General features: G+C 70.2%; 36 protein-coding genes. 12 read left to right on the top strand and 24 right to left on the bottom strand.

Annotation, left to right across the window (positions count from 1 at the left end):
* Positions 1-28: 28 nt before the first annotated feature.
* The gene (locus AX721_RS20600; RefSeq protein ID WP_068877854.1) at positions 29-895 is read left to right on the top strand and encodes a bifunctional regulator KidO; all 867 of its coding nucleotides are present in this window, start codon (positions 29-31) and stop codon (positions 893-895) included.
* Here the strand turns inward: AX721_RS20600 and moaC are convergent.
* The 7 genes from moaC to moaA form a co-directional block, all read right to left on the bottom strand.
* Positions 892-1,359 carry a cyclic pyranopterin monophosphate synthase MoaC gene (gene moaC / locus AX721_RS20595; RefSeq protein ID WP_068877853.1) on the bottom strand — a complete coding sequence of 156 codons (468 nt, stop codon included), beginning with the start codon at positions 1,357-1,359 and terminating at the stop codon, positions 892-894. The genes AX721_RS20600 and moaC overlap by 4 nt on opposite strands.
* The gene (gene moaB, locus AX721_RS20590; RefSeq protein ID WP_068877852.1) at positions 1,356-1,904 is read right to left on the bottom strand and encodes a molybdenum cofactor biosynthesis protein B; all 549 of its coding nucleotides are present in this window, start codon (positions 1,902-1,904) and stop codon (positions 1,356-1,358) included. The genes moaC and moaB overlap by 4 nt, the downstream gene beginning before the upstream one ends.
* A 41-nt stretch (positions 1,905-1,945) precedes the next feature.
* A complete protein-coding gene (glmS, locus tag AX721_RS20585; RefSeq protein WP_068877851.1) occupies positions 1,946-3,763 on the bottom strand; it encodes a glutamine--fructose-6-phosphate transaminase (isomerizing) in 1,818 nt (605 codons plus the stop codon).
* Between the two features lie 12 nt (positions 3,764-3,775).
* Positions 3,776-4,048 carry a hypothetical protein gene (locus AX721_RS20580; protein ID WP_068877850.1) on the bottom strand — a complete coding sequence of 91 codons (273 nt, stop codon included), beginning with the start codon at positions 4,046-4,048 and terminating at the stop codon, positions 3,776-3,778.
* 103 nt (positions 4,049-4,151) lie between these two features.
* The gene (locus AX721_RS20575; protein WP_068877849.1) at positions 4,152-4,592 is read right to left on the bottom strand and encodes a molybdenum cofactor biosynthesis protein MoaE; all 441 of its coding nucleotides are present in this window, start codon (positions 4,590-4,592) and stop codon (positions 4,152-4,154) included.
* The gene (locus tag AX721_RS20570) at positions 4,589-4,828 is read right to left on the bottom strand and encodes a MoaD/ThiS family protein (RefSeq protein ID WP_068877848.1); all 240 of its coding nucleotides are present in this window, start codon (positions 4,826-4,828) and stop codon (positions 4,589-4,591) included. The genes AX721_RS20575 and AX721_RS20570 overlap by 4 nt, the downstream gene beginning before the upstream one ends.
* 1 nt (position 4,829) lies before the next feature.
* Positions 4,830-5,870, bottom strand: a complete 1,041-nt coding sequence (gene moaA, locus AX721_RS20565; protein WP_068877847.1) for a GTP 3',8-cyclase MoaA — start codon at positions 5,868-5,870, stop codon at positions 4,830-4,832.
* A 29-nt stretch (positions 5,871-5,899) separates the two neighbouring features.
* Between moaA and AX721_RS20560 the strand changes: the two genes are divergently transcribed.
* Positions 5,900-6,496 carry an NTP transferase domain-containing protein gene (locus AX721_RS20560; RefSeq protein ID WP_068877846.1) on the top strand — a complete coding sequence of 199 codons (597 nt, stop codon included), beginning with the start codon at positions 5,900-5,902 and terminating at the stop codon, positions 6,494-6,496.
* Here AX721_RS20560 and AX721_RS27545 read toward each other — a convergent pair.
* The gene (locus AX721_RS27545; RefSeq protein WP_156467296.1) at positions 6,486-6,659 is read right to left on the bottom strand and encodes a hypothetical protein; all 174 of its coding nucleotides are present in this window, start codon (positions 6,657-6,659) and stop codon (positions 6,486-6,488) included. The genes AX721_RS20560 and AX721_RS27545 overlap by 11 nt on opposite strands.
* Positions 6,660-6,891: 232 nt before the next feature.
* Here AX721_RS27545 and AX721_RS20555 point away from each other — a divergent pair, with 232 nt between their 5' ends.
* The gene (locus AX721_RS20555; protein ID WP_068877845.1) at positions 6,892-7,365 is read left to right on the top strand and encodes a hypothetical protein; all 474 of its coding nucleotides are present in this window, start codon (positions 6,892-6,894) and stop codon (positions 7,363-7,365) included.
* A 162-nt stretch (positions 7,366-7,527) separates the two neighbouring features.
* Complete coding sequence (locus AX721_RS20550; RefSeq protein ID WP_068877844.1) at positions 7,528-7,761, top strand: hypothetical protein; 234 nt, start codon at positions 7,528-7,530, stop codon at positions 7,759-7,761.
* Between the two features lie 45 nt (positions 7,762-7,806).
* Here AX721_RS20550 and cysQ read toward each other — a convergent pair whose 3' ends face one another.
* Positions 7,807-8,589, bottom strand: a complete 783-nt coding sequence (gene cysQ / locus AX721_RS20545) for a 3'(2'),5'-bisphosphate nucleotidase CysQ (protein WP_068877843.1) — start codon at positions 8,587-8,589, stop codon at positions 7,807-7,809.
* A 6-nt stretch (positions 8,590-8,595) separates the two neighbouring features.
* Entirely contained in the window at positions 8,596-8,790 is a 195-nt protein-coding gene (locus tag AX721_RS20540; protein WP_068877842.1) for a DUF3553 domain-containing protein, read from the bottom strand.
* A gap of 65 nt (positions 8,791-8,855) precedes the next feature.
* Between AX721_RS20540 and chpT the strand changes: the two genes are divergently transcribed.
* From chpT to AX721_RS20525, 3 genes are all read left to right on the top strand, one after another.
* Positions 8,856-9,506, top strand: a complete 651-nt coding sequence (gene chpT, locus AX721_RS20535; protein WP_068877841.1) for a histidine phosphotransferase ChpT — start codon at positions 8,856-8,858, stop codon at positions 9,504-9,506.
* A gap of 84 nt (positions 9,507-9,590) precedes the next feature.
* Positions 9,591-9,959, top strand: coding sequence for a PleD family two-component system response regulator (locus AX721_RS20530; protein WP_068877840.1), 369 nt, complete (start codon positions 9,591-9,593; stop codon positions 9,957-9,959).
* Positions 9,956-10,771, top strand: a complete 816-nt coding sequence (locus tag AX721_RS20525) for a protein-glutamate O-methyltransferase CheR (RefSeq protein WP_068877839.1) — start codon at positions 9,956-9,958, stop codon at positions 10,769-10,771. The genes AX721_RS20530 and AX721_RS20525 overlap by 4 nt, the downstream gene beginning before the upstream one ends.
* Positions 10,772-10,837: 66 nt before the next feature.
* Here AX721_RS20525 and AX721_RS20520 read toward each other — a convergent pair whose 3' ends face one another.
* From AX721_RS20520 to AX721_RS20505, 4 genes are read right to left on the bottom strand one after another with little or no spacing between them, the layout of a single operon-like run.
* Complete coding sequence (locus AX721_RS20520) at positions 10,838-10,975, bottom strand: entericidin A/B family lipoprotein (protein ID WP_068877838.1); 138 nt, start codon at positions 10,973-10,975, stop codon at positions 10,838-10,840.
* 42 nt (positions 10,976-11,017) lie between these two features.
* Positions 11,018-12,736, bottom strand: a complete 1,719-nt coding sequence (locus AX721_RS20515; RefSeq protein ID WP_068877837.1) for a sensor histidine kinase — start codon at positions 12,734-12,736, stop codon at positions 11,018-11,020.
* 12 nt (positions 12,737-12,748) lie between these two features.
* On the bottom strand, positions 12,749-13,357 hold the full coding sequence (locus AX721_RS20510) for a sigma-70 family RNA polymerase sigma factor (protein WP_068877836.1): 609 nt from the start codon (positions 13,355-13,357) through the stop codon (positions 12,749-12,751).
* The gene (locus AX721_RS20505) at positions 13,357-13,545 is read right to left on the bottom strand and encodes a NepR family anti-sigma factor (RefSeq protein WP_068877835.1); all 189 of its coding nucleotides are present in this window, start codon (positions 13,543-13,545) and stop codon (positions 13,357-13,359) included. Before AX721_RS20505 ends, AX721_RS20510 begins: the two co-directional genes overlap by 1 nt.
* A gap of 233 nt (positions 13,546-13,778) precedes the next feature.
* Here AX721_RS20505 and AX721_RS20500 point away from each other — a divergent pair, with 233 nt between their 5' ends.
* Positions 13,779-14,579 (top strand): response regulator, encoded by an 801-nt coding sequence (locus AX721_RS20500; protein ID WP_068877834.1) that lies wholly within the window; start codon positions 13,779-13,781, stop codon positions 14,577-14,579.
* A 73-nt stretch (positions 14,580-14,652) separates the two neighbouring features.
* Here the strand turns inward: AX721_RS20500 and AX721_RS20495 are convergent, their stop codons facing one another.
* The 4 genes from AX721_RS20495 to AX721_RS20480 form a co-directional block, all read right to left on the bottom strand.
* Positions 14,653-14,820 carry a hypothetical protein gene (locus tag AX721_RS20495; protein ID WP_156467295.1) on the bottom strand — a complete coding sequence of 56 codons (168 nt, stop codon included), beginning with the start codon at positions 14,818-14,820 and terminating at the stop codon, positions 14,653-14,655.
* An 84-nt stretch (positions 14,821-14,904) separates the two neighbouring features.
* Positions 14,905-15,108 (bottom strand): YtxH domain-containing protein, encoded by a 204-nt coding sequence (locus AX721_RS20490; protein ID WP_068877832.1) that lies wholly within the window; start codon positions 15,106-15,108, stop codon positions 14,905-14,907.
* A 285-nt stretch (positions 15,109-15,393) separates the two neighbouring features.
* Entirely contained in the window at positions 15,394-15,837 is a 444-nt protein-coding gene (locus AX721_RS20485; RefSeq protein WP_068877831.1) for an OmpA family protein, read from the bottom strand.
* A gap of 83 nt (positions 15,838-15,920) precedes the next feature.
* Complete coding sequence (locus AX721_RS20480; protein WP_068877830.1) at positions 15,921-16,262, bottom strand: YMGG-like glycine zipper-containing protein; 342 nt, start codon at positions 16,260-16,262, stop codon at positions 15,921-15,923.
* Between the two features lie 198 nt (positions 16,263-16,460).
* Here AX721_RS20480 and AX721_RS20475 point away from each other — a divergent pair, with 198 nt between their 5' ends.
* The 3 genes from AX721_RS20475 to AX721_RS20465 are packed head-to-tail and all read left to right on the top strand — an operon-like array spanning position 16,461 to position 18,449.
* Positions 16,461-16,784: a hypothetical protein gene (locus tag AX721_RS20475; RefSeq protein WP_156467294.1), complete on the top strand. Its 324-nt coding sequence runs from the start codon at positions 16,461-16,463 to the stop codon at positions 16,782-16,784.
* A complete protein-coding gene (locus AX721_RS20470; RefSeq protein ID WP_068877828.1) occupies positions 16,771-17,670 on the top strand; it encodes a diacylglycerol kinase family protein in 900 nt (299 codons plus the stop codon). The genes AX721_RS20475 and AX721_RS20470 overlap by 14 nt, the downstream gene beginning before the upstream one ends.
* Entirely contained in the window at positions 17,667-18,449 is a 783-nt protein-coding gene (locus AX721_RS20465) for a metallophosphoesterase (protein ID WP_068877827.1), read from the top strand. Before AX721_RS20470 ends, AX721_RS20465 begins: the two co-directional genes overlap by 4 nt.
* 6 nt (positions 18,450-18,455) lie before the next feature.
* Here AX721_RS20465 and AX721_RS20460 read toward each other — a convergent pair whose 3' ends face one another.
* The 3 genes from AX721_RS20460 to AX721_RS20450 all read right to left on the bottom strand — a co-directional run bounded on the left by AX721_RS20460 (position 18,456) and on the right by AX721_RS20450 (position 19,432).
* Entirely contained in the window at positions 18,456-18,641 is a 186-nt protein-coding gene (locus tag AX721_RS20460; protein WP_068877826.1) for a DUF1328 domain-containing protein, read from the bottom strand.
* Between the two features lie 70 nt (positions 18,642-18,711).
* Positions 18,712-19,113, bottom strand: coding sequence for a hypothetical protein (locus AX721_RS20455; RefSeq protein ID WP_068877825.1), 402 nt, complete (start codon positions 19,111-19,113; stop codon positions 18,712-18,714).
* Between the two features lie 10 nt (positions 19,114-19,123).
* Positions 19,124-19,432, bottom strand: coding sequence for a DUF883 family protein (locus tag AX721_RS20450; protein WP_068877824.1), 309 nt, complete (start codon positions 19,430-19,432; stop codon positions 19,124-19,126).
* 155 nt (positions 19,433-19,587) lie between these two features.
* Here AX721_RS20450 and AX721_RS20445 point away from each other — a divergent pair, with 155 nt between their 5' ends.
* Entirely contained in the window at positions 19,588-21,000 is a 1,413-nt protein-coding gene (locus tag AX721_RS20445; RefSeq protein WP_068877823.1) for an HWE histidine kinase domain-containing protein, read from the top strand.
* Between the two features lie 225 nt (positions 21,001-21,225).
* Here the strand turns inward: AX721_RS20445 and AX721_RS20440 are convergent, their stop codons facing one another.
* The 3 genes from AX721_RS20440 to AX721_RS28100 form a co-directional block, all read right to left on the bottom strand.
* Complete coding sequence (locus tag AX721_RS20440) at positions 21,226-22,449, bottom strand: CaiB/BaiF CoA-transferase family protein (RefSeq protein ID WP_068877822.1); 1,224 nt, start codon at positions 22,447-22,449, stop codon at positions 21,226-21,228.
* A gap of 59 nt (positions 22,450-22,508) precedes the next feature.
* Positions 22,509-23,357: a hypothetical protein gene (locus AX721_RS20435; RefSeq protein ID WP_068877821.1), complete on the bottom strand. Its 849-nt coding sequence runs from the start codon at positions 23,355-23,357 to the stop codon at positions 22,509-22,511.
* Positions 23,358-23,466: 109 nt separating this feature from the next.
* Positions 23,467-25,680 carry an NAD(P)-binding protein gene (locus tag AX721_RS28100; RefSeq protein ID WP_068877820.1) on the bottom strand — a complete coding sequence of 738 codons (2,214 nt, stop codon included), beginning with the start codon at positions 25,678-25,680 and terminating at the stop codon, positions 23,467-23,469.
* Between the last annotated feature and the right edge of the window lie 24 nt (positions 25,681-25,704).

The raw sequence follows: 25,704 nt of genomic DNA, 5'->3' as shown, positions 1-25,704 counted from the left end.
ACGGAATAGACCAAGCTTTTCAGGGCGCATGACCTCAACCCTCAGCAAGCTCGGCCTCGGGACCAGCCAGTTCGGTCTCGATCAGCCGCCCGGCCCGCGGGGGAAGCCGCGGGAGGCTGAGGCCAGGGACATCCTGTCCATCGCCGGCCGCTCCGGCCTGTCGGTCCTGGAGGTCGCCCGAGGCTCGTCTTCGGCCGACGGTCTGCTGCGCGGGGCCCTGCCCCAGCCCAATCCTTTCCGCCTCACTCTGACCAGCGTCCGGCCCGATCGCGGGCCCGAGATGGTGGAAGCCGAGCTGCGCGCGCAGATGCTGCGCCTGGGCGTCGAGCGGGTGGACACCATCGTGGCCCCTTCGGCCACGGATCTCTTCTCGCCCCTCGGGCCCCAACTCTGGGATCGGCTCAAGGCGCTGAAGGACGAGGGCCTCTGCCAGCGGATCGGCGTGCCGGTCTACGCCTCGGACGATCCGGTGGGCGTCGCCCGCCGCTTCAAGCCCGACCTGGTCCAGGCGCCGGCCTCCCTGCTCGACCAGCGGCTGCTGCTGGACGGCTCGCTCTCGACCATCGCCGAGATGGGCATCGAGGTGCACCTGCGCTCGATCTTCCTGAACGGCGTGCTGTTCCTGCCGCCGGACCGGGCCCCGAGCCACCTGAAGGCCGCCGCGGGCCGCATCTCGCGCGCGCGCCGCCTGATCGCCGAGGGCCGCTCAGACCCGCTACAGGCCGCCCTGGGCTTCGCCCTGACGCGTCCGGAAGCCTCCCACGTGCTGGTCGGCGTGACCTCGGCCGCCGAGATGAGCGCCGTGGTGGCCGCCGCCATGAGCCCGCCGCCGGACCTGGACTGGGACGAGATGGCGATCGACGATCCCGACGCGCTGAGCTGGGTCGCGGCTTAAGCCGTCCAATCTCCGCTCTTGCCGCCGGTCTTCGAGACCAGCCGCACCGCCTCGATCACCATGCCCTTCTCGGCCGCCTTCAGCATGTCGTAGAGCGTCAGGCAGGCCACCGACGCGGCCGTCAGCGCCTCCATCTCCACGCCCGTCCGGCCGGTGGTCTTCACCCGCGCGGTGACGGCCAGGCCGCCCTCGGCCGGCTCGACGCGCACTTCGGCCTTGGCGATGGGCAGGGGGTGGCACATGGGAATGAGGTCGGACGTGCGCTTGGCGGCCATCACGCCGGCGATCTCGGCCACCGCACGGACGTCGCCCTTCTTACCCTCCCCCGACAGCGCCAGGGCCAGGGTTTCGGGCTGCATGCGCACGAACCCCTCGGCCACCGCCTCGCGCGTCGTCACCGCCTTGTCCGAGACGTCGACCATGCGGGCGCGGCCGGTCTCGTCGATGTGAGTGAGGCGGCTCACGCCTCCATCAGCCGGGGCATGAGCTCGACCATGTTGCAGGGGCCATGGCGGCTGTCGAGCTGGGCCGAGATCACCTTGTCCCAGCCGTCCTTCACCGCCCCGTTCGAACCCGGCAGGCAGAAGACGAACACGCCCTTCACGATCCCGGCCAGCGCCCGCGACTGGAGGGTGGAGAGGCCTACCGACTGATAGCTGACCATGTGGAAGACCACCGAGAAGCCGTCCAGCTCCTTGTCGAACAGCGGGCGCACCGCCTCGGGCGTCACGTCGCGGCCGGTGATGCCGGTGCCGCCGGTGGTCACGATCGCCTCGACGAAGCCGGAAGCGGCCCAGGCCTCGATCTTCTCGCGGATCGCCACGATGCTGTCGGGGACGATGGCCTTGTCGACGAGCTCGTGGCCGGCCTCGGTGACACGCTGGGCCAGGAGATGGCCGGAGGTGTCGCTCTCCTCGTCCCGGGTGTCCGAGATGGTCAGGACGGCGATCTTCACCGGCTTGAGCTGGCGGGCGGTGTCGATCCGGCCGCCGGGCGTGAACGCGTTCATGGGAAGCTCCTTCGCCGGCAATCTAGCGCGGGCGACCGCCCCTATTCCACCGTCACCGACTTGGCCAGGTTTCGCGGTTGGTCGATGTCGCGGCCCAGCCCCTTGGCCACCTGGTAGGCAAGCAGCTGCAGCGGGATGTTGAGCAGGATCGGATCGAGCTCCGGCTCGGAGCGCGGCACGGCGAAGCTGGCCTCCAGGCCGGGGGCGTCGACACCTGGGTGCGTGATCGCCACCACCGGCCCACCCCGCGTGCGCACCTCGGCGATCGTCGAGAGGTTCTTGGGCAGAAGGTCGTCGTCGGGCAGGACGATGAGCGTCGGCGTCTCCGGCGAGATCAGCGCCAGGGGGCCGTGCTTGAGCTCGGAGGCGGCGTAGGCCTCGGCGTGGAGATAGCTGATCTCCTTGAGTTTCAGCGCCCCCTCCATGGCCACGGCGTAGCCGGCGGCGCGGCCGAGGAAATAGGCGTGGTCGGCGCCGGCCAGCCGGGCGGCCAGGGGCGCCAGCTCGGTCTCTCGCGCCACGATGTCCGCGATCTGGTCCGGCAGGGCCGCCAGCGCCGCCAGCAGGCGGGCGCCCTGTCCGGCCGACAGGTCGCGCACCCGGCCGAGCTGCAGCGCGAGCAGGGCGAACGCGACGGCGGTCGAGGTCCAGGTCTTGGTGGACACCACCGCCACCTCCGGCCCCGCATGCAGATAGACGCCGCGGCCGCACTCCCGCGCGATGGTGGAGCCCACCGAATTGACGACGCCCAGCACCCGGCCGCCCTTGCGCTTCACTTCCTGGATGGCGGCGAGCGTGTCGAAGGTCTCGCCCGACTGGCTGACGGCGATGTAGAGGGTGTCCTGTTCGATCACCGGGTTGCGGTAGCGGAACTCGGAGGCCGGCTCGGCATGGGCGGGGATGCGCGCCAGCTGCTCGATCAGATGCGCGCCCAGGGCGCCGGCGAAGAAGGCCGAGCCGCAGCCCAGGATCTTGACCCGCCGGATGTCCAGCATTTCGCGGGCCGCCAGTTCGATGCCGCCCAGGTGCGCAGTGGAGAAGCGATGGTCCAGGCGGCCCAGCAGGGTCCGGCGCACCGCCTCGGGCTGCTCGCCGATCTCCTTGCGCATGAAGTGGGCGTAGTCGCCCTTGTCGAAGCCGGCGACGTCGCCCGAGAGCTCCAGGGTGGCCTTGGTCGCCTGGCTGCCCTCCAGCGTCAGGACCGTGAAGCCGTCGGCCCGGACCTCGGCGATCTCGCCGTCGTCCAGGTGCGCCACCGAGCGCGCATGGCCCATCAGCGCGGCGGCGTCCGAGGCGACGAACATCTCGCCGTCCCCGACCCCGATCACCACGGGCCCGCCGTTGCGCGCCGCGACGATGGCCTCGGGCCGCGCGGCGTCGATCACCGCGATGCCGTAGGCGCCTTTCACCTGACGCAGCGCCGCGCGGACGGCTTCGGCAAGGGACGCCTCGGGCCGGCGGGCGATCAGATGGGCCAGGACCTCGGTGTCGGTCTCGGACCGGAACGTCACGCCGTCGGCCTGCAGCGCGCGCTTCAGCTCGGCGGCGTTCTCGATGATGCCGTTGTGGACAACGGCGATCCGCCCGCTGGCGTCGGTGTGCGGGTGGGCGTTGAGGTCACTCGGCGCGCCGTGGGTCGCCCAGCGGGTATGGGCGACGCCCACCGCCCCCGGCAGCTCGGCCGGCAGGACGCTCTCTAGTTCGCGCACCTTGCCCTTGCGTTTATGGACGATCAGGCCCCCCGCCTCGGCGACCGCCACCCCCGCGCTGTCATAGCCACGGTATTCGAGCCGCCGCAGGCCCTCGAGGAGCAGCGGCAGGGCCGTGCGCGGACCGATGTAGCCGACGATCCCGCACATCAGACGCGCGCCTCAGCCGTAAATGATCCGGCGGATCTGGCGGAGGCTGTAGGACGGAGCCGGGAAGCGGCGCTGGGCCAGCTCGTCCGCGATCCGCGCGTAGATCTCCTCGTTGCGCCGGCCCAGCCGGAGCAGCGCCGCATGGCGGCGGCGCACGAAGTCTTCGGGACCTTCATCCAGGTAGGTGAGCACGTCATCGACGATCCGCCTCGCTTGCGACGGATCGAGATCGCTGGACCGGGCCACATAGGCCACGAGATCGTCCAGGTCGCCCGCATCCGACATCGAGGGGTCTTCTGGCGTTCGCATTCCCGCCAGACAACGCCTTTGCCCGAATTCGGGCAAGCTCCGAAACATCTATGATTCCACGTTCGTCGAACGTGTTATTTTATGTCCAGCGCTCGCGGTCGGCGTGATCCTGCGCTGTCGGCTCGACCCATCGCGCGCCGCCGGGCCCGTGCTCCTTCTTCCAGAAGGGCGCCTGGGACTTGAGATAGTCCATGAGGAAGTCACACGCTTCGAACGCCGCACGCCGGTGCCCGGCTGCGGTGGCCACGAAGACGATGGGCTCCCCCGGGCCGATCTTTCCCACCCGGTGCAGGATCGCCAGGTCGTGCAGGCCGAAACGCTCGCGGGCCTGGTCGGCGATCCTGCCGATCTCGGCCTCGGTGAAGCCGGGATAGGCCTCCAGCTCCAGAACGGTCGTCGCCCCCGCCTCGGCCCGCGCGATGCCGGTGAAGGTCGCCACGGCGCCCGTCTCGCTGCGGCCGCGGGTGAACTCGGAGAGCAGGGTCCCCGGGTCGAAAGCTGTCTCGACCAGCCTGATCATCCGCCGCTCATCGGGGGCAGGAAGGCGACTTCGCTCCCGGGCGTCAGGGGGGCATCGCCCCGCACCAGGGCCTGGTCCACGGCCGTCTGCACGCCCGGCCCGCCCAGGGCTTCGCCCAGCGCGGCGTCCTCGGCCGCCAACACCCCCCGCAGGCCCAGGAGCGAGGCCGCCTCGACCTCACGCTCGCGCCAGCCGGCGAGGTCGCGCAGAGGACCGAACAGGAGCACCCGCGCCATCTCAGCCGCCCGTGGTGGACATGTGCCGCGCCACCGCCGGCCGGGCGCGCGCGATCTCGAAGTCGTGGCCCTTCGGTTTGCCGAGCACCGCCTCGCGTATGACCCTCGTCAGCTCGGCGTCGTCGGCGCCGGCGCGCAGCACCGCGCGCAGGTCGGTGGCGTCCTCCTGCCCAAGGCAGGTGTGCAGGGTCCCCGTGCAGGTCAGCCGCACGCGATTGCAGGCCTCGCAGAAATTGTGGCTGAGCGGGGTGATGAACCCCAGCCGCCCGCCGGTCTCGGCCACCCGCACGTAGCGGGCCGGCCCGCCGGTGGACAGCGGCAGATCTTCGAACATCCAGAAGCTCTCAAGGTCACGGCGCACCTTTTCGAGCGACAGGTACTGATCCGTCCGGTCCGCCTCGATCTCGCCCAGCGGCATGGTCTCGATCAGCGTCAGGTCGCACCCCTGGCCGTGCGCCCAGGCGATCAGGTCGGGGATTTCCGCCGCGTTGTCGTCCCGCAGCGCCACGGCGTTGATCTTGACCGCGAGGCCTGCCGTCTGAGCGGCGGCGATGCCCGCCAGCACCTTGCCGACGTCGCCGCCGCGCGTGAGCCGGCGGAACAGATCCGGCTTCAGGGTGTCGAGGGAGACGTTGATCCGCCGCACGCCCGCGTCGGCCAGCTCGCCGGCGAAGTCCGCCAGGCGCGTGCCGTTGGTGGTGAGGGTCAGCTCATCCAACGCGCCCGAGCGCAGGTGGCGGCCGAGGTTTCGCACGAGATCCATCATGCCCTTGCGGACCAGCGGCTCGCCGCCGGTCAGCCGCAGCTTGCGCGTTCCCAGGCCCACGAAGGCCGAGGCGATCCGGTCCAGCTCCTCGAGCGTGAGCACTTCCGCCTTCGGGAGGAAGGTCATGTGCTCGGCCATGCAATAGACGCAGCGCAGGTCGCAGCGATCGGTGACCGAGAGCCGCAAATAGGTCACCGTCCGACCGAAGCCGTCGACGAGGGGCAGGCCCGAAGAGGCGACCTGGGGCGTTGCGGCGATGTTGTCGTACGGCGTCATCCGGCGTCCAAGATAGGAGGGAACCGCGCTTGGCGACAGTAGGCAGGTTCGCCGCGGTGGTGCTGGCGGCCGGCGCGGGCGCCCGCTTCGGCGGCGGCAAGCTGCTGGCGAACTACGGCGGCGTCCCGCTGCTGCACGCCGCCCTCGCCGCGGCGCGGGCCGCGCCCGTGCGATCCATCACCCTGGTGACCGGAATGGATGCAGGGGCGGTGGCCGCCTGCGCCGCGAGCTTCGACCCCACCATCAGAACGGCCCACGCTGCGGACCACGCCGAGGGGATGGCCGCCTCGCTCCGGGCAGGGATCGCCAGCCTGGAGCCCGGGCTGGACGGCGCCTTCGTCTTCCTGGGCGACATGCCGCGCGTACCCCATGCCGTGCTGGCGCCGCTCGCTGCGGCCGTGGAAGCGGGCGCGCCGGCTGCAGCGCCGGTCTTCGCGGGACGGCGCGGAAACCCGGTGGTGCTGGGCCGCACCCTCTTCGGCGACGTCGGCGCGCTGCGCGGCGATGTCGGCGCGCGGCCGATCCTGCAGAGCCTCGGTGCGAAGCTCGCACTGGTGGAGGCCCCCGACGACGGCGTGCTGTTCGACGTCGACGTCCGCGAGGACCTGTCCCGCCCTAGACCTTGATGTCCAGCTGCGGGGTGGGCGCGGCCGGATGGATGCGCACCTGATCGGCAATGTTGAGCGTCTTCACGGCTGCGGCGATCGTCTGCGCCACCTGCACCGATGTGGGCAGGGTGAACGGCAGCCAAAGGCCTGAGCCGGAATTTCGCAGCTGTACGCTGACCATAGCGTCTGCCTCGATATTCTGGCGGTCACCATACAAGATCACCTCTTAACCGGGGGTTAATCGGAATCTCAATTGCCGGTTGCGGGCCTATGTGTCGCAGGTCGCCCGCCGAGTCCCCTCTCGGAGCGCGGTCCGCACGCCCGCCCCACTCGGCGATCCGCGTTCGCGGGACATGGTACGCGGACCGTGACCTGGACTTGCCGCGCTCCACCATGGCGCGCATGCTTGGCGGATGTTGAGCCGCGTCCTCCCCCTCCTCCTGGGCATTGTCCTGTCGGCGTTGGCCGGCGTGGCGGCCGCTCGGGACTACATCGTCGTCGCCTCGACCGACCCGGGGATTCCAAGGGGCGCCTCCTACGACGCGGGCGCCAGGGCGCCGCTGGCGCCGGGCCGCACGCTGACCCTGATGCACGCCTCCGGCGACATGGTGCGGCTGAAGGGCGCCCCAGGCGGCGTCGCGGTCCCGACGCGCAAGGCGGGCCAGGCCGAGGCCGAGCGGCTGGCCGTCCTGCGGACCATCGTAGCGCCCCCCGAGCGGACCAAGGCCGGGCTCTATGCGGCGCGGACGAGGGCGGGTGTCTGCCCCGAGGTCGCCAGCATCGCGACGCTGGACGCCATCGTTCAGGTTCACCAGGGCGGCTGCACCGATGAGGCGGCCCAGGCGCTCGAGAGCTGGATGGCGAACCATCCGGCGACGGACGGCTGAGAGCGCCCCGATCCTATCCTAGGTTAGCCCGGGTCCGTCGGCGTTCCGACACAAAAGAAAAAGACCCTTCATCGGGCCGAACCTTATGCTGGCTCAAGGCTTTAAGGGACGCAGCGCCGACCGCGGCGGACGCTGTCCATCGCCAACACGGAAGGACGAATCATGGGCCAGGACAACAATATGAACCAAGGCCAGAACGACCAGACCCGTCGCCCGCAGCAGCAGCAGGACAACCAGTCCCAGCAGCAGCCGAACCAGCAGAACCAGCAGAACCAGGGCGAACGCCAGGGCCAGCAAGGTGGCCAGCAGGACCGTCAGGGTCAGGAAAACCAGGCGGGCCAAGCCGGCCAGTCGGATCAATCCGACCAAGCCGGCCAGCGCGACGAAAACCGCTGACGGCGGACGAAGCCTCTCCCGGACGACGGGGGAGGCTTCGCCTCTTCAGTCAGCGCCGCGCGCCACGAACCAGCCGTTCCTGAAGCCGTCGCTCGCCTTTCCGTAGGCGAACGGCTTCCCCTCGGGCGTCAGTACAGAACCACCTGCAGCCTCCAGCACGGCGTGCCCGGCGGCGATGTCCCATTCCATCGTCGGCCCATGCCTCGGATAGATGTCCGCCGAACCTTCGGCGATGCGGCAGAACTTGATCGACGAGTCCATCGGCTCGCGCAGGTCGAAGCCGTACTGCTCGGCGAGCTTGACCGCCGTCTCCTCTTTCATGGTGTGGCTGACGAGCGCCACGGCGCTCCCCTTCGGCCACGGCCGTACGGCGACCGGAGCCGCAGCGCCGCCGTTCACGCGCTTCAGCGCCGCGCCGCCTTTCGTGAACCAGGTCTCTCCGGTGGGCGGGGCGCAGACGGCGCCGGCCACCGGGCGGCCATCCTCGATCAGGGCGACGTTCACGGTGAAGTTCGGATCGCCGCGAACGAAGGCCTTGGTGCCATCCAGCGGATCCACCAGGAAGAAGCGGGGGCCGATCGCATCCGGCGTCCCGAATTCGCTGGCGTCCTCCTCCGAGACGACCGGCACGCCCGGAAAATGACGGGCCAAGTGCTCCAGGATCAGCTTCTCGCCACGTTGGTCGGCCTCGGTGACCGGGCTCTCGTCGGCCTTGGTCAGGACTTCGACGCCGGAGCGCCACAGGGGCAGGATCAGGGCGGCGGCGGCCTCGCAGATGTCGGCCAGCACGTCGCCGACATCGTTCGCGTTCACGGAGCTCTCGGTCAATTCGTCCTACTTTCGGGGATCATCGCCCGCGAACACCAGCGTCACGACGGCGGCGTCGATAGTCTGCTTGCCCGCGTGCTCGAAGTTCACGGTCACCTTGCGCCCGGCCACGGACTGAACCTGGCCCAGCCCCCACGCGGTTTCGGTCGGGTGACGCACCAGGACGCCCGGTTCCAGGAACGGATCCCAAAACGTGTCCATGGGCGGGTCTATTAGAGAGGCCCAGGCGTTTCCCCAAGGCGCAAATCGCGCCAAGGTTACGCTCCATGACCGACGCCAACGCTCCCGCCGTGCGGCCCGCCGAACTCGCCGCCTATCTCGCGGCGCGGATGTGCCACGACTTCATCAGTCCGGCGAGCGCCATCTCCTCCGGGCTGGACCTCTTGGACGATCCCTCGGCGCAGGACATGCGCGAGGAGGCCATGGGGCTGATCACTTCCTCGGCCAAGAAACTGGCCGACCTGCTGTCGTTCTGCCGCGTCGCCTTCGGCGCTTCGGCATCGGCCGAGACCTTCGACGCCCGCGACCTGGAAAAGCTGGCCCAAGGCGTGTTCGCCCACATGCGCGCCGAGTTGGTCTGGGCTGTCGACACGCCGGCGGTGAACAAACCCGCCGCCCGCACCCTGCTCAATCTGTCGCAGATGGCCGGCGCGGCGCTGCCCACCGGCGGCGTGGCCAAGGTGCGCGCCGTCCAGGAGGGCGCGTCGCTGGCGATCGCGATCGAGTCGACCGGGCCCCGCGCGCGGCTCCGGCCGGAAGTCCTGGCGGGCCTGCAGGGTCAGCCGCCGGGCGAAGGCCTGCACGGCCACTGGGTGCAGGCCTACTACACCCACCTGTTCGTCGCCGATGCGGGCGGACGCGTGTTCGCCGACGTCCAGGAAGAGCGGGTCATCTTCGCGGCGACCTTGCCGGCCTGACGCCAGCTTCCGCCGCCGCCCATACCCCGCGTTAACCAACTCGGCGCGACATAGGCATCCAGACTCCTGGAGCGCCGTAGACCCTTGCAGACCTGCCTCGTCGTCGACGACAGCCGCGTGATCCGCAAGGTCTCGCGCCGGATCCTCGAGGATCTGGGATTCGAGGTCGCCGAGGCCTCGGACGGCGTCGAGGCCATGGCCTGGTGCAGCGCCGTGATGCCCGACCTCATCCTGCTGGACTGGCGGATGCCGGCCATGGACGGGCTCGAGTTCCTGAAGAAGCTGCGAGGGGAGCTAGGCGGCGATCACCCCAAGGTGGTCTTCTGCAGCGTCGAGAACGAGATCGAATCCATCCGCGACGCCCTGGACGCCGGGGCGGACGAATACATCATGAAGCCCTTCGACGGCGGCATCATCGCCGGCAAGCTGGGCTACCTGGGGCTGGTCGGATGATCCCGGCGCAGGACCGCGAATTCCTCGCCTCCCTGTGCCTCGCGCGCGCTGGCCTGCGGATCGACGCCGAGAAGGCCTACCTGATCGAGAGCCGCCTGGCGCCGCTGGCCCGGCGCGAGTGCTTCAGTTCCTCCGAGGCTTTCATCGACGCCCTGCGGCACGGCGCGGACGATCGGCTGGTCTGGGCTGCGGTCGAGGCCATGGCCCTGCCCGAGAGCGAGTTCTTCCGGGGTCACCACGTCTTCACCGTCCTGGCCGACGAGGTCGTTCCCGCCCTGGCCCGCGCGCGGGGCGGCGAACCGGTGCGGATCTGGAGCGCCGCCTGCGGCGCGGGCCAGGAGATCTATTCCCTCGCGATGCTGCTGGCGGACGCGCCAGGCGTCGGCAAGATCGAACTCTTCGCCTCCGACCTGTCGGAGCGGAGCCTGGAAAAGGCCCAGAGCGGCCGCTACTCGCAGTTCGAGGTCCAGCGGGGCCTGCCCGCCCGCATGCTGGTGCGGCATTTCGAGAAGGACGGCGAATCGTTCGTCCTCTCGCCGCGGATCCGGCAGATGGTGCGCTGGCGGCGGGTGAACCTGATGGACGACCTGTCCCGCATCGGCCAGTTCGACCTGATCCTCTGCCGCAACGTGCTGGGCCAGCTCGCGCCCGAAGCGGGCGCGCGCCTGCTCGATCAGATCGGAGCCGCCCTCGCGCCCGGCGGCGGCCTGCTGCTGGGCCAGAACGACTCGGCGGGCAAGGCGTTCGTCCGCGTCGCCCCGGACATGGCCCTGTACGCCGCGGCCGAACCGCGCGCCCGCTCGGCCGCCTGACCCACCAACCGCCATAACAAAAGGCCCCGGAGCAAGCTCCGGGGCCCTCTCAATCGGGATCGGGCGCTACTTCTTGGCGTCTTCGGCGGTCTCAGTCACCGCTTCGCCGGCGGATTGCACGTCCCTGCCGGCGCCGGACACAGTGTTGCAGGCGCTGGCGGTGAGGCTTGCGGCCAGAACGGCCAGCAGAACGACTTTACGCATGGTGGATCTCCCGGGGCTTCTATTGGTCCCCGCGGCAACGCTTCAGGCCGCAGCCTGGTTCCCCCGCGAGGCCATGGTGGCGTGATCGGCCGCCGGTGTCGGAAAGATCAGCCGGGCGGTCACCCCACCCGCCTCGTTGCGGACGAGTTCGGCGCGGCCGCGCAGCTGGCGGGCGAAGGCCGTCATCAGGGTTCTTCCGACACCGGTCGAGACCAGGGCGCTTTCCTCCACCGCGCCGTCGTCGGATATCTCCAGCTCCGCCTCCTCGCCGCGGACGGTGAAGTTCAGGCGCAGGACGCCGCCCCGGGCCGAGAAGGCGTGCTTCTGGGCGTTGGTGATGGCTTCGACGGCGAACAGGGCGAGCGGGGCGAGCCGGTCCGGGTCGATCACGAGCGGGTCGACCTTGAGCTCGGTCCGTACGGTCAGCCCTTGGGACAGCTCGCCGTTCACCAGCTGGGCGGTGAGCTCCTCGAGGAACGGACGTAGATCCACCCGCTTGAGATCCGGCCCCTGGTAGAGCGCGCGGTAGATCAGCGCGAGAGCCGTGATCCTCTGGCGGGTGTCGCTCATGGCCGAGCGCGCCGCCGGGTCGACCAGCGAGCGCTGCTGCATGTTGAGCAGGCTGGAAATGACCTGCAGGTTGTTCTTCACCCGGTGATGGATCTCGCGCATGAGCGCGTCCTTCTGGGCGAGGCTGTCGCGGAGCGAGGCGTCGCGACCGACGATGGCGTCGGCCATATCCTCCAGGGTCTCCGCCAGGTCACGGATCTCGCCGGGCATCTGTTCGGCCTGGACCGGACGAACGCTCAGCCGCCCGCGGGCGTAGAGCGCCGCGATGCGTTGCAGGTAGACGATCCAGCGCACGACGACCCGTTCGGTCACCGCCGACACCGCGATCAGCGCCAGCAGGAAGGTCAGCAGCGGAAAGACGATCCCGGTGAGCGGGTTCAGGCGCGCCCAGGAGAGGATGCCCGGCGAGGCGGCCGAGAGCACCACATAGACCTCGTCGCCGACCACGGGGGCGGCCGAATAGACCCGGCGGCGGCCCTTGCCGTCCTGGCCGTACCAGACCAGCGTCCCGCGCGCCTCGACCTTGGCCCGCCAGTCTTCCGGCAGGCGCGGGAAAGCGCCCGCGTCGGTGAAGGTGATGTAGCGGCCGGTCTTCTCGACCAGCCCGACCTCGGCGCCCTTCGGGAGCGACGGATCGCTGACCTGCGGCTGGAGGCTGGAGAGCGCGATCACCGCTGCGAAGGCGCCGTCGAACGCGCCGTCGATCCCGGTCGCGCGCGCCGCCGTCAGGATCGCCGGCTCCTCGGCATAGGCGGAACCGGGGTCGCGCGTGATGGAGATGGCGCCGCCCTCGGCCAGCTGGCGGAACCAGGGACGCTGGGCGCGGGCCAGATCGGCCGGCACGCCGCCGGCTGCGCAGACCACCCGCCCCTGCCGGTCGAACCGGATCAGGTTGAGATAGCCCGGAATGCGGGCCGTCACCTGCTCCAGTCGCTTCTGGCACTGGAATCCGACCGCGCCGGGCGCGAGCGTCTGCAGGAGGACGTCGGCCCCCTCCATCCGCGCACGGGCCGTCGCGGCGCTGCGCTCGGCGGCGAAGCCGAGGTTCTGGCGCAGTTCACGGCCCTCGCGCTGGAACCCGATCGCCGATTGCAACGCGCCCAGAACGAGCACCGGCAGCAAGGCGGCCGCCAGGGCCGCGATCAGGCGGACCCGGATCGTGCCAAGCGAACTCCAGGGGGAACCGGGCATCAGCTATCCGTCCTACCGGACGGTGCTTAGACGCTCCGCGTCGGCCAGGATAGAACGCATCGCGTCCCCGGCGGACGCGCCGTCCCGATCGTAGGCCCCATCTTCGAGGATGGCGTGCAGGGCCCGCCGCGCCCGGCTGACCCGGCTCTTCACCGTGCCCACCGCGCAGCCGCAGATCTCGGCCGCCTCCTCGTAGGCGAAGCCGCCGGCGCCGACGAGGATCAGCGCCTCGCGTTGTTCGGCGGGCAGCATCGCCAGGCCCTGACGGAGTTCGTCGAGGGCCACCGGCGCCTCCGGGTCGTCCACGGCCACCAGCGTGCGCTCGGCGGCCTCCTGGTCGAGCTGGCTCTGGCGCCAGGATCGGCGCTTCTCGGAGTAAAACTGGTTGCGCAGGATCATGAAGGTCCAGGCCTTCATGTTCGTGCCCATCTGGAAGCTGGCGCGCGCGTCCCAGGCCTTCATCATGGCGTCCTGCGCCAGATCGTCGGCCGCGGTCGGATCTCCGCAAAGCGTGCGGGCGAACGCGCGAAGGTGCGGGATGAGCTGGACCAGTTCGCGCTTGAAGGCCGCGTCATCGGCGGCGCTACGCTCCGGTCGGATCTTCTCGGCTGCGCCCTCCATCAGGCCTTCTCCGAGCCACGTTCATCGGCCCGACGAAGAATTTCCAGGAATTCGTCCGGGACTTCCTCGTTCACGACCTCGTCGAACATCTGGCGCAGGCGCACGCCGATCGCCTGCTGGCGCAGACGGGCTTCATCAAGAGCTGCGGAGGCCTTGCGGCGCTCCGCTGTTGGACGCTGTTCGATCATTTCGTCGGCGCTCCGCTCACGCGGAGTCCGCCCCCTCTCGTGTTCCTTGCGACTGCTCAACGCCGTTGTCCGATTTCGGGTTCCCTCCGGGCGAGGAACAAGATGCGGAAAACCGAAGGCAAAGGGAACCGGTTCCCAGCGGTGACGTTTTTGACCATCATGGGGTTCGGTCGGGGAACGTCTCCCTGCACCGGGCTGCCGTGTTCGAAATGCAATACGGGAGGGGTGTACCCTTGAGTCTTCTAGCCCGACTGGCGCCGCATCTGCCGTACGTGCGCCGTTACGCCCGCGCGCTGACCGGCGATCAGACCACCGGCGATCACTACGTTCGCGTGGCTCTCGAGGCGCTGGCCGCCGGCGAACGCACGCTGGCCGATAACATGACGCCTCGCGTGGCGCTCTATCACGTCTTCCACGCCATCTGGTGCACCTCGGGCGCTCAGCTCGAAGGCCCCGCCGATGACGACCTGGGCATGGACGATGCGACGCGCCGGCTGATGCGCATCGCGCCCCGCTCCCGGCAGGCCTTCCTGCTCACCGCGCTGGAGGGCTTCACCCCCACGGAAGCGGCTCAGATCCTGGGGTCGGATTTCGGCGAGGTCGAGCGCCTCATCGCCGAAGCCCAGGCCGAGATCGACGCAGAATTGGCCACCGACGTCCTCATCATCGAGGACGAGCCCGTGATCGCAGCGGATATCGAGGCGCTGGTCACGGAGCTGGGCCACACCGTGGTGGATATCGCCGCCACCCGCACCGAGGCCGTCGACGCGGTGACCCGCAAGACGCCGGGCCTGGTGCTGGCCGACATCCAGCTGGCCGACGGCTCCTCGGGCATCGACGCCGTGAAGGACATCCTGCAGCGCTACGACGTGCCGGTGATCTTCATCACCGCCTTCCCCGAGCGGTTGCTGACCGGCGAACGGCCCGAACCCACCTTCCTCATCACCAAGCCGTTCCAGCCGGAGACGGTGAAGGCGGCCATCGGCCAGGCCCTGTTCTTCCATCCGCGGCGGCAGAACAAGCAGGCCGCCTGACAGGCAAGGGTCCAAACGACGAAGGGCGCCGCTTCCGCAAGCGGCGCCCTTTTTCGTGGGGCCAGATCGACCCCTACGGAGTCTGGGGGTTGGGCGGCGGCGGTTCGGGCGCGCCATAGCCGCGGCCGTCCACAGTCTCCTGCCCCGTTCCGGGCGGACCCTCGTCCGCGGATTTCCAGGTCCAGGCCGCGAACATGCCCAGGGCGGCCAGCAGTGTGCCGAACACGAGCACCCAGAACACAGGGCGACCCCAACGCGCTTGACGAGCGCGGGTGGCGTTCATGACCGGTCTTTCGGTCTCGCGGGACGACATGGATCGGTCTCCTTATTCGGATGGGAAATAGCTGAATGGACTGGTGCTAGAGGCCCTGTCGCTTTGAGGGGCGGTCAGCAGGCCGAAGGCCGCGCCCGTGGCGGCGAGGCCGAGCAGCGCGCCGAGGACCACAGCCCGCCGACGGCCGACCTGCTCTCGCAGGCTCGGGCTTCGGGCCAGCTTCAGACCCGTGGTGGCGATGAAGGAACTGCGCATGCAAGACGCCCTTTCCTGACGGCGACCGACTAACGCGCACGGTCAAGCCGGCGTTCCCCCGGGGTCGCGCGCGGGTCGCGACGCCCCTTCCGAAAAAAATCGCGAGGACCCGGAACGGTTCGCAGGCGCCGGTGTTCTATGTCTGCGGAGGCGGCGACGCCCCCCCCGACTTGAGGCTGGCGAGCACGCCAGTCTGCCGTCTCCGCACCCCTTTTCTCGATGATGCACACCTGGGCGGGCCGCAAAGGCCCGCCCTTCTCTTTGTGTGCGACGTGGGGACTGCGCCTATTTCCGGGCGAGCTTGAGGGTGATGTCCGCCCGGCGGCGGACCGGCTGGAGCTTGCCGTCCAGGGTGACCGACCCGGTCTCGCCCGCTGCGGTGAGATCGAATTCGGCCGGCGGCAGGCCGGCCTTCATCAGGGCGTCCGTGACCGAAGCGGCCCGCGCCTTGGAGAGCTCAAGGTTCGCCGCAGGGTCGCCGGCGGCGTCGGCCAGCCCCATCACCAGGACCCGCTCGACCTTGCAGCGCCGCGCCTCCGCCGCCTGCAGTGAGATGACCCGCCGACCTTCGGGCGTGAGCTCGGCGGCGTCGGCCTCGAAATAGATCGGAATACTCACGTCATGGCAGGCCGCGGGCGCCCGAACGATGCGGTCTCGGGCATGGCGCATGGTGGTGCAGGCCGACAGCCCGACGAGCGCCACGAGGCCGCTTACGAACACGATCTTCATCTAGGCGCTCCCATCCAGCAGAACGGAAAAGGGGCGGCCGGGTGTCCGACCGCCCCATACTCAGGTCTGTATTGGCGCCCGCATCAGCGCGGGGTGCCGTTTTCCCAGTAATACCGGCCCGTACCCGGGTCGTAGTAATAGTAGCGGCCGGCGCGCTCGTCGTAGTACTGGCGACGGTTCGGCGTATCCTTGCCGCAGCCGCCTTCGTCGCGGCAACCCTTCACGGCGCCGACGGTGCCGCCGACGGCCGCACCGACCGCAGCGCCCGTGCCCACGCCGACATCACCCGAGATGGCGCCGATCGCTGCGCCGCCGAGCGCACCGAGCGCCGCGCCGCCAAGGGCGCTGCGTTCCGTATGGCCGGTGCTGGTGCAGGCGGCGGCTAGGACACCGGCGCCCGCGATCGCGATAAGAGGCTTCAACATTCGAATAGCTCTCCTTTGGGGTGTCCCCGGCGCCCCGCCCGCGGGTAGGCCGCCAGATCACTCGATTCCGGAGCGCATCCTCCTGCCCTTCGGCGAGGGGCGCTCACGGCGGAAACGCGTCGCCACCTGCACAGTTCCGTCCGGAACCAAGGCGGGCGGGCGCCGTTGCAATCGGGGAACACCTTGGAGACGAACGCCGTGACCTCCTACAGTGACCGCGACGCCGAGCGCAGCGACCTGCGGCAGGCATATGAGCTGGGCCGGCGCGACGCCGCGAAGCAACGTCGCCGCCATCCCATTCTGATGACCTTCCTGGTGGTCGCCGCCGCGGTGGGCCTCATCGTCATGGCGCTGGCCGCCGTGAACGGATCGTTCGGCGGCGCCGGCACGGTCGTCGATCAAAACCTTGCCACGGCGGCCGAGCAGGCCGAACCTGCGGTGCGCAACGCCGCCGCCGAAGCCGGTCAGGCCGTGCGCGACGTGACATCGACCGACGGGACGCCGACGCCTGCCACAAACTGACGCCGACCCCGCCGTCCGACCGCGCCTCGGCAAGATCGAGGTTGTCGTCAACGTCGCCTCCGGCAGCGTCGGCGCCACCGCGCCCGCCGACCTGGAAAAGCTGCTCGCCGAATTCGGGATCGCGGCCCATGTCCGCACACCGCAGCCCGGCCAGCTGATCGATCAGCTGAAGGCGGCCGTCGACGCTAGCCCCGACCTCCTCATTACCCTGGCCGGCGACGGCACGGTTCGGGCCGCCGCCGAGCTCTGCGGATCGGACGGGCCGATGCTGGTCCCGTTGCCGGGCGGGACGATGAACATGATGCCCCATGCCGTCTATGGGCAGAGATCATGGCAGGACGCCCTGCGCGTCGCCCTTGAGGATGGCCGGGAACGCGACCTGGGCGGCGGTTGCATCGAGGGCCATCGCTTCCTCTGCGCCGCGATTCTCGGTTCGCCCGCCCGCCTGGCCTCGGCGCGCGAGGCGGCCCGCCAGGGCCATCTGATCGAGGCGGCCGGGCGCGTCCGCCACGCCGTGCAACGCGCCTTCACGGGGCGCCTGCGTTATCGCCTGGACGACGGCAGGCGGTCCAAGGCCGAGGCGCTGGTGCTCATATGCCCGATCGCGTCGAAGGTCATGCACGCCGAGGACCCCGCGCTGGAGGCGGCGGCGCTGAACCCCCGCGGCGCGGGCGAGATCTTGCGCCTTGGTCTCAACGCGCTGGTCCGCGACTGGCGCGTCGATCCCTCGGTCGAGGACCAGTTCTGCCGGCGCGCGCACGTCTGGGCCGCCCAGGGGATTCCGGCTCTCCTCGACGGGGAGGCCGTCCGCCTGCCCAGCGTGACGGACGTCCGCTACGATCCCAAGGTCTGCCGCGTTCTCACCCCGCCCAAGGACGAGCGGTGAAGGTCCGCCTGGCGCATCTTTCGGACATTCATTTCGGCGGCGAGAACAAGGCCGCCGTCGCCGCCGCGGGCGAGCGGATCCGGGCGGGACACTTTGACCTCACCATCGTCTCCGGAGACCTCACCCGCTACGCCGAGACGCCGGAATTCGAAGCTGCGGCCGCCTGGCTCAGGGATCTGCCCCAGCCGCAATTGGTCACACCCGGCAACCATGACGCGCCCTATCTGGCCTGGGCGGAACGCATCTTCGCGCCCTTCCGCCGCTTCGAGCGCCACGTGGGCCCTGCCCCCGCCCAGAACTGGCGGCGGGACGGCATCGCCGTCCACGGCGTCAACACGGCCCGCGGGGCGCAGCCGCGCATCAACTGGTCGAAGGGCCAGATCTCGGCCCGCCAGGCGCAGCGCGTGGTCGAGTGGTTCGAGCCCTCGGACCGGCTTCGCGTCGTGGTGGTCCACCACCCGCTGATCGAGATGCTTGGGGGCCCGATGACGGCCCGGGTGTGGGGCGGGGAGAAGGCGGCTAAGGCATTTGCCCGGGCGCGCGTCGACCTGGTGCTGTCGGGGCACATCCACGCGCCCTTCACCTGGCCCTATCCGCACGCCGACGGGCGGACCTATGCGGTGGGCGCAGGCACCCTGTCGGTCCGCGAGCGGGGCGTGCCGCCCGGCTACAATGAGGTCGAGGTCGAGGACGGCTGCATTCGCGTCACCGCCCTCGCCTGGACGGGCTCGCACTACGAGCCCTATCGGACCTGGGCGCTGGATCGGCGCCCGGATTAGCCGTGGCTAGAGCGGTCCGGGTCCCACGCCCCGGCCACGCACCAGGTGCATGACCAGCGAGACGACGAACAGCACCAGGAACACGAAGAACAGGATCTTGGCGATCCCCATCGCGGCGCCGGCCACCGAGGTGAAGCCGAGGACGCCGGCGATCAGGGCGACCACCAGAAAGGTCAGGGCCCAACCGAGCATGTCGTTACCTCCGTTCGCAGGTCGAACCGCCTGCGGCAAAGGCAACGCTCCGGGGCGCGCGCCGTTCCGGCTACTGCGGCGGCTTGGGCGTGTTGTTGCCTGCGACGAAGGCGCTGATCAGGGCCGTGACCATCGCCGGATTGCGGATCAGCACCGTGGCCGCCACCGCCGCGGCGCCTAGAGCCAGCAACGGTCGCTCCTTGGCCATGGCCACCACGCGATCGACCGGCGAGGCCGGCGGCGGCGGCGCGGCGCCCCGGGTCTTCGGAACCACCTTGCGCGTCGCGGCCCAGGCCACGGCCAGCGCGACCACGGCGAAGACTGCGGCCACGACCGCCGCGCCACCCGCCGGTCCGATATATTCGCGCGCGAACGCATAGATCGCGAACGACGCCGCGACGACGCAAACGGCCGCGGCCGCCGCGACGGCGGCGATCGCCGCGGCCAGGCTCAGGATCCGCCTGAAGTTCAAGGGCGCAGGATCAGCGCTTGGATGCGAGCAGCATGCCGATCAGCACGCCGATGCCCAGCGCGGCGCCGGTGGCCGCGAGCGGGCGGGCGCGAATCTGCTCGCTGGCGATGCGGCTGGCCTCGTCGATCTGCTCGCCCGCCACATCCGCATAGACGCGGGACTGGGCGCGCACCTGTTCGAGCGCCTGCTGGACGGTGGCCTCGATCCGCTTGGCGGCGTCGGCGATCGCCTTCTGCGCGTCCGCGGTGATCTTGGCGGCGGTGTCGTTGGCCGCGTCGGCCACCTCGTCGGTCGTCAATTGGCCGGCCTTGGGGGGCATGTGTCGTCTCCGAACGGGAATGCGCTCCCCCGGGCGTGGGAGCTGCGCTGCAGCATAGGTGGATATCCGAGTGGCCGCAAAGGGCCGGCGGAGCGCCACGAAAGTTTGCGCGGTTTCCCGTCGCGTCGAGCCGCGGGCATGCCTATGTTGGAATCATGACGCGCGAGTTGGGACGCAGCTCCGACAGAGAGCGTCTGGAGCTGGCCCTCCAGATCGCTGGCCTGGGAGAGTTCGAATGGGACCTCTCCAGGGACGTCCTGATCGTCTCCGATCGATTATCGGCGATAACCGGGCTTCCGGCCGGCGAGATTCCCGCCGAGGGCGGCGCGGCCTTCGACCGCTTCGTCCACCCCGACGACCGCGAGGCGCTGGCGGCCGAGCAGAAGCAGCATCTGCAGGCCGGGGACAGCTACGAGGGCCGTTACCGGATGATCCGGCCCGACGACGGCCGGGTCCAGTGGATGCGGACCGCCGCGAAGATCGTGCGCGACGAGGCCGGCCAGGCGATCCGGGTCTGCGGCGTGGTCGAGGACGTCAGCCGCGGTCACCGGGAAGAAGACCAGCGGATGCAGCTCATGGCCGAGCTGGATCACAGGGTGAAGAACGTGCTTGCCGCCGTCCAGGCCTTGGCCCAGCAGACGGCCAAGCGCACGACATCGCTCGACGCCTTCCTTCAGACCTTCGGCGGGCGGCTGAAGGCCATGGCCTCGGCCAACGAACTGCTCACCGCCGCTCGCTGGCGCGGCGCCGCCATCGATCACCTGGCCGCCGCCGAGCTGGGCGCGATCGCGCCCGGCCAGACCAGTTGGGAGGGACCGGAGCTCTTCCTGACGCCCCGCGCCGCCAACGCCCTGTCGCTGGCTCTGCACGAGCTCGCCACCAATGCGGTGAAGTACGGGGCCCTGTCGGTCGAGACCGGCCACGTCAACCTTCGCTGGAACACGCGGCCGGGCGGCGGCTTCGAACTCACCTGGACCGAGAGCGGAGGGCCGGTCGTGGCCTCGCCGGCGCGCCGGGGTTTCGGCTCCACCCTGCTGGAGCAGGTGACGGGTCGCGAGCTGAACGGCGACACCCAGGTCGACTATCGGCCCGCAGGCGTCGCGGTCCGGTTGCGCGCCGGACCTCAGGCCATGGCCGATCGGCCGGACGTCATGCCCGAGGCGCCGGTCGCCAGGGTCACCGAGACCGTGCCCACCTCGCGGGGGCCGGCCAGTCTCAAGGGCGCCCGCGTGCTGATCGTGGAAGACGCGGTCCTGCTCGCGCTGGAACTGGAGACCGGCCTCTCCGAAGCCGGCGCCCAGGTGGTCGGCCCGGCCTATGAGCTCGAGGAGGCGATGGCGCTGCTGGACCAGCCGATTGACGCGGCCGTGCTGGACGCCAATCTCAACGGCCACTCGGTGACTCCCGTGGCCGAGGTGCTGCACCAACGCCGGATCCCGTTCGTGTTCGCCACCGGCTACGGCGAGACCGGCGGGGCGCCGGGCGGCTTCGAGGCGCCGGTCATCCGCAAGCCCTACGACGTGACCCAGGTCGCCGCAGCGGTCGCCGAGCTGCTGGGGAATCGTTAATCATTTCCGTTAGCTGTGTGGCGCGGCCGGTGGTCGCGCGGCAGGACGGCGCTGTGGCAAGTCGCCACCTGCGCAATGGCCGCGGAGCCCTCTATGTCGACGTCACGAAGGCCCGCGGCGAAGGTTCGCGGGGGCCAGGCCGGTGGCCAGGGGTGCTCGCCCGGACTCAGGCGACCCGAGCTTCGACGGCGGTCCGCGGCATAGGTCGCGGGCCGACGACCTTCATCAGATGACGCCGGCGGCCCGAAGATCGGCCAGCTTCTGCGGCGAGCAGCCCGCCCGGGCGGCCAGCACCTCGTCGTTGTGCTGGCCCAGGTCCGGCCCCGGCCAGCGCACCCGACCAGGCGTCGCGGACAGCTTGGGGAAGGCGTTCTGCATCCGCACCGGCCCGAAGACCGGGTGGTCCACCGACACGATCGCCTCGCGCGCCGCGAACTGGGGATCCTCCAGCATGTCGGGCGCCCGGTACACCCGGCTGGCGGGGATGCCCTTGGCCTCCAGCAGCTTCAGGAGGTCGGTCAGCATGAAGGTCGAGGTCCACGCCGACACGATCTCGTCCAGCTCGCGCTGATTGGCCCCGCGGCTGGCGTGGTCGACGAACTTCGGATCGTCCTTCAGCTCGGGCCGTCCCATGGCCTCCGTCAGCCGCGCATAGACGTTGTCGCCATTGCCGCCGATCAGGATCATCTCGCCGTTGGCGCAGGGATAGGCATTGGACGGGGCGATCCCCGGCAGGATCGAGCCCGACCGTTCGCGGACATACCCCGTGAGGTCGTATTCGGTGACCAGGTTCTCCATCACCGCCAGCACGCTTTCGTAGAGCGCCGCGTCGATCACCTGGCCCTTGCCCGTCTTCTCCTTGTGATGGAGGGCCATCATGATCCCCATGACCGAGTGCATGGCCGCGAGGCTGTCGCCGATCGAAATGCCCGCGCGGGCCGGCGCCCGGTCGGGCTCGCCCGTCACATAGCGCAGGCCGCCCATGGCCTCGCCGATCAGGCCGTAGCCCGCGCGCTGGGAATAGGGGCCCGTCTGGCCGAAACCAGAGACCCTCGCCATGATCAGGCCGGGATTGTCGGCGGACAGCGCCTCGTACGACAGGCCCCACTTCTCCATGGCGCCTGGCCGGAAGTTCTCGATCACCACGTCGGCCTGGGCGATCAGCGCCTTGGCCAAGGCCTGGCCCTCGGGCTTTCGCAGGTCCAGGCCCACCGATTTCTTGTTGCGCCCGATCACCGGCCACCAGGGCGACAGGCCCTTGGGCAGGCTGCGGCCCCACTGGCGCATGGGATCGCCCACGCGAGGGTCCTCGATCTTGATCACCTCGGCGCCGAAGTCGCCCAGGATCTGGCCGCAGAACGGCCCGGCGATCAGCGTCCCCATCTCGATGACGACGAGGTCGGCGAGGGGGCCCGTGGCCTCCGGACGGGGAGCGGCGTGATCGGTCATGGCTCTCGCTTAGCGCGGCGCGAGCGCCAGCGTAAGCCCGGTGACGCAGGGTGAGAGCGTCAATTTTGTTGTCGGTCAGCCAGGGCGACAGGCGGCCGGGACGCCGCCGCGGCGGCCGCGGCCTTCAGTTCCCGGATGCGACGGTCGTAGATCTCGGCCAGGGCGCGCGGGTCCGATACCGGGTCGCGCGTCCTGCGCCAGGCCGCCTGGCTTTCGCGGATGGCGGCCGGGTCGGCTCCGGCGCTCAGCGCCTGACCATAGGCGTCCCGCATCTCGTGGCTGAGCAGGTTCAGCGCCAGGTCGTTGCAGAGCGCGCGGTCGGCGGGGGTCGGCGGCGTGGCGCAGGGATCGAGACGCGCCGGAACCGTCGGCCTGGCCGGGGCCTTGGTCGGCGCCGCCGGGCGCGACGCGGGCGGCGGGGGAGGCTCCGGCTCGGATGGCGCCACCGCGGGCGTCGATGCTGGCTCGGGCGCCGGCGTGGACGCGGGCGCCGCGACCTGCGCCGCCATGACCCGCGGGGCGGGCGCTCGCTCGACGGATTGGTCCTGATCGGCGCGCCCCGAGAGCCAGGACTTCACACCGGGCGAGAGGCCCCAGCCCGCCGCGCCGCCCACGAGGACGGCGACCGCCAGGACCATGGACCAGGCTCCCGGCCGCGTTCGGCCGCGGACGGGAAGATCAAGGCGCAGATCCGGCGCGCCGTCGTCCAAGAACATCGGCCGCGTCTCGTCGTCTTCGGCGTCGGAATCCGGCGGCCGGCGGAGCGGAGCCTTGCGGCCGCTGGCGGACCTGGACGCGAGTTCGGCCTCGAGCTTCGCCGCGAACGCCTCCTGTCCGCGGGCCCGGGCCGCGGCGACCAGACGCTTCAGCTCCGGCTGGCCCAGGGTCGAGATATCGATCCGCAGCATGGCGGAGGCGCCCTCCCAGGCCCCCCCGGTACGGCCAAGGGAGGTTGGGGCAGGTCGGACGCAGGCGCAAGCGGGGCCGCACGCGGTGCGGCCCCGACGAGACGGGCGTCTAGCCTACCACCTTGCGCAGGCGCGGCGCGGCCTCGACAGCCGGCGTCCGCGCCCGGGTGGGCGCGTGAGGCCGCGGCATCGTGGGATAGCCGATGATGGTGTCCAGCGCCGGCGCGCCGCTGAGCGCGTAGCTGGCCAGCTTCCCGCTCATGGTGGCGCCTTCGAAGCTGCCCACGTTGAGCCCGGTATAGATCCAGTCGCCGGCCAGCGTGAGGTTGTCGAAGCCCGAGCCCCAGGCCTCCAGCCGGCAGGCGGTGCTGCCGGGCGGCGAGGTGACGTAGCGCTCGGTCGGATCGATGTTGGCCCGCCAGAACTGGCTGTCGAACCGCTGGACGCCTTCGGCCCGCAGCGCGCCGGGACCCGTCTCCCGGGAGTCGACCAGCAGGTTGAAGTCGAGACCCATCGGGTCGCCGACGCCGTAGTTCGCCCGCACAGTGGCCTTGGGCAGCATCGTGCCGATCGAGGCCTGCAGGTACTGGATGCACTGGGTCTTCACCCGCTCGGACTGGCGGCGCGGATAGTCGGTGTCCGAAAACGGCGGCGGCGGCTCGTAGTCGGGCATCAGGCCGCAGAAGTACCAGAGCGCCTTGGGCGCGTTCTCCTCGGGCCAGCTTTCCCACTTGAGCAGGTCCGGGAAGTTGGCGTTGCCGTTCGGCGGGCAGAAGTAGGTGCCGGAGAGCGCGAGTTCGTTCTTGGCCGGGTTGAGCGGCTCGGCCCAGCCCAGCTCGTACATATCCTTGGAGAGCCAGATCTGCATGGCCTGGGTCTGCAGCGCGGGCAGGGCGTCGACCATGTCCCGCCAGGCCTCGTCCTCGTCCATCAGCTCCTTGCAGAGGTAGCGCACGGCGCCCAGCGAGATGGCGAAGACGATCTCGTCGTAGTCGACGCCGTGGCGCAGGGTGCGCGGCGTCTTCAGGCGCGGGAAGGCCTCGTTCGGCCAGCCGTTCCAGTAGGATTCCAGGTCGATGCCCGTGGCCCGGAGATATTCGCCCTCGTTCAGCTGCTCGTACAGCGGCCGGTGCGGCCAGGACGGCAGACCCTTCACGTCGATCAGCGGCTGATAGCCCGCCTCCGGGTCCTTCAGCGTGGCCTGGACCGTCATCTCGATGGCCGCCACCTTGCGGCGGTTCACGGGATCCAGCCGCAGGGCCTCGACCTTGTGGAAGAACTCGAACTTCACGCCGCGGCGCTTCAGCACCTCGTAGATGGGCGCCACGACGGTCTCGCCCGTGCCGGCGGCGAAGCTCCAGATCAGGTCGCCCATGTAGGCGCAGGCCCGAAGGGTCCAGTTGAGGTAGCAGCCGGCGCCCATGCGGGCCGCCCGGCTCGTGTCGCCGTTGGGGCTCTGGTAGCAGATGTTGACCGTGGTCATGACCACCGGCGACTGGAGCGTGGCCGGATGGCAACCATGGCGGCTCAGCCAGTCGCTCCAGTTCTCCTCGTCCAGGCGGTCGTAGCCCTCCACCTCGACGTTGTCGCTGAGCGCGCCGACGATGAGCGTGGCGTAGAAGTCGAGCGTGAGCAGGGCCCGGCGCAGATCGTCCGCGTGGTTGGCGATGTGAGGAGCCAGGACGTCGACCGTCTTGACCACGCCCGCGATGAACTTCCGCGCCGCCTGGATCTCACCCACGAGGGGGTGGTTGGGGCCCTCGGACAGCGGCACGGTCTCGACCTGTTGCTTCGCCTTGTCGAGGATCAGCGAGATGCCCTCGGAGACCAGCTTCGGCGTCCCCTGGGCGGTCGCGAGCATCTGCCCGATCTCGTTCAGGATCGCGACGATGGCGGTCTGCAGGCCCTTGTAGGACGTTCCGTCGGTCGGCGGGGTGCTGTTGGACGGCGCGCGCGTAGGCCACGGCGTCAGGCGGTCCTTTTCCCACTCCCACAGCATGGTGAAGCCGGAGCCGAGGAACGCCTCCTCGAACGTGGCGAGCGGCGCACCGGCGGGACGGTTCAGTTCGGCGTAGACATCGGACATCATCGGCAGGGCGTTGAAGTAGCTGCCCATGAAGCCGTGGATGCCGTGCTCTTCGATGCGCGCGTTGGGACCGCGGGAAGAGGCGCACTTGCCCCCGAGTCGCCAGCCGAGCTGATAGACGGTGATGTCGAAGCGCTCTTGCCAGTTGGGCTGGCTGGTAAGCTGAAGGGCGGTCGTGAGACCACCCATGCCGCCCCCGAGGATGGCCACTTTCTGGGGCTGGGTCGCGTGGGACATGGGATCTACCCGAGGCTTTGACCC

Origin of the sequence: Phenylobacterium sp. CCH9-H3, from assembly GCF_001557235.1 — a bacterium.
GTDB lineage: Bacteria > Pseudomonadota > Alphaproteobacteria > Caulobacterales > Caulobacteraceae > Phenylobacterium.
The sequence above is the reverse complement of the archived record's forward strand: the minus strand, read 5'-3'. Positions and strand labels throughout refer to the sequence as shown.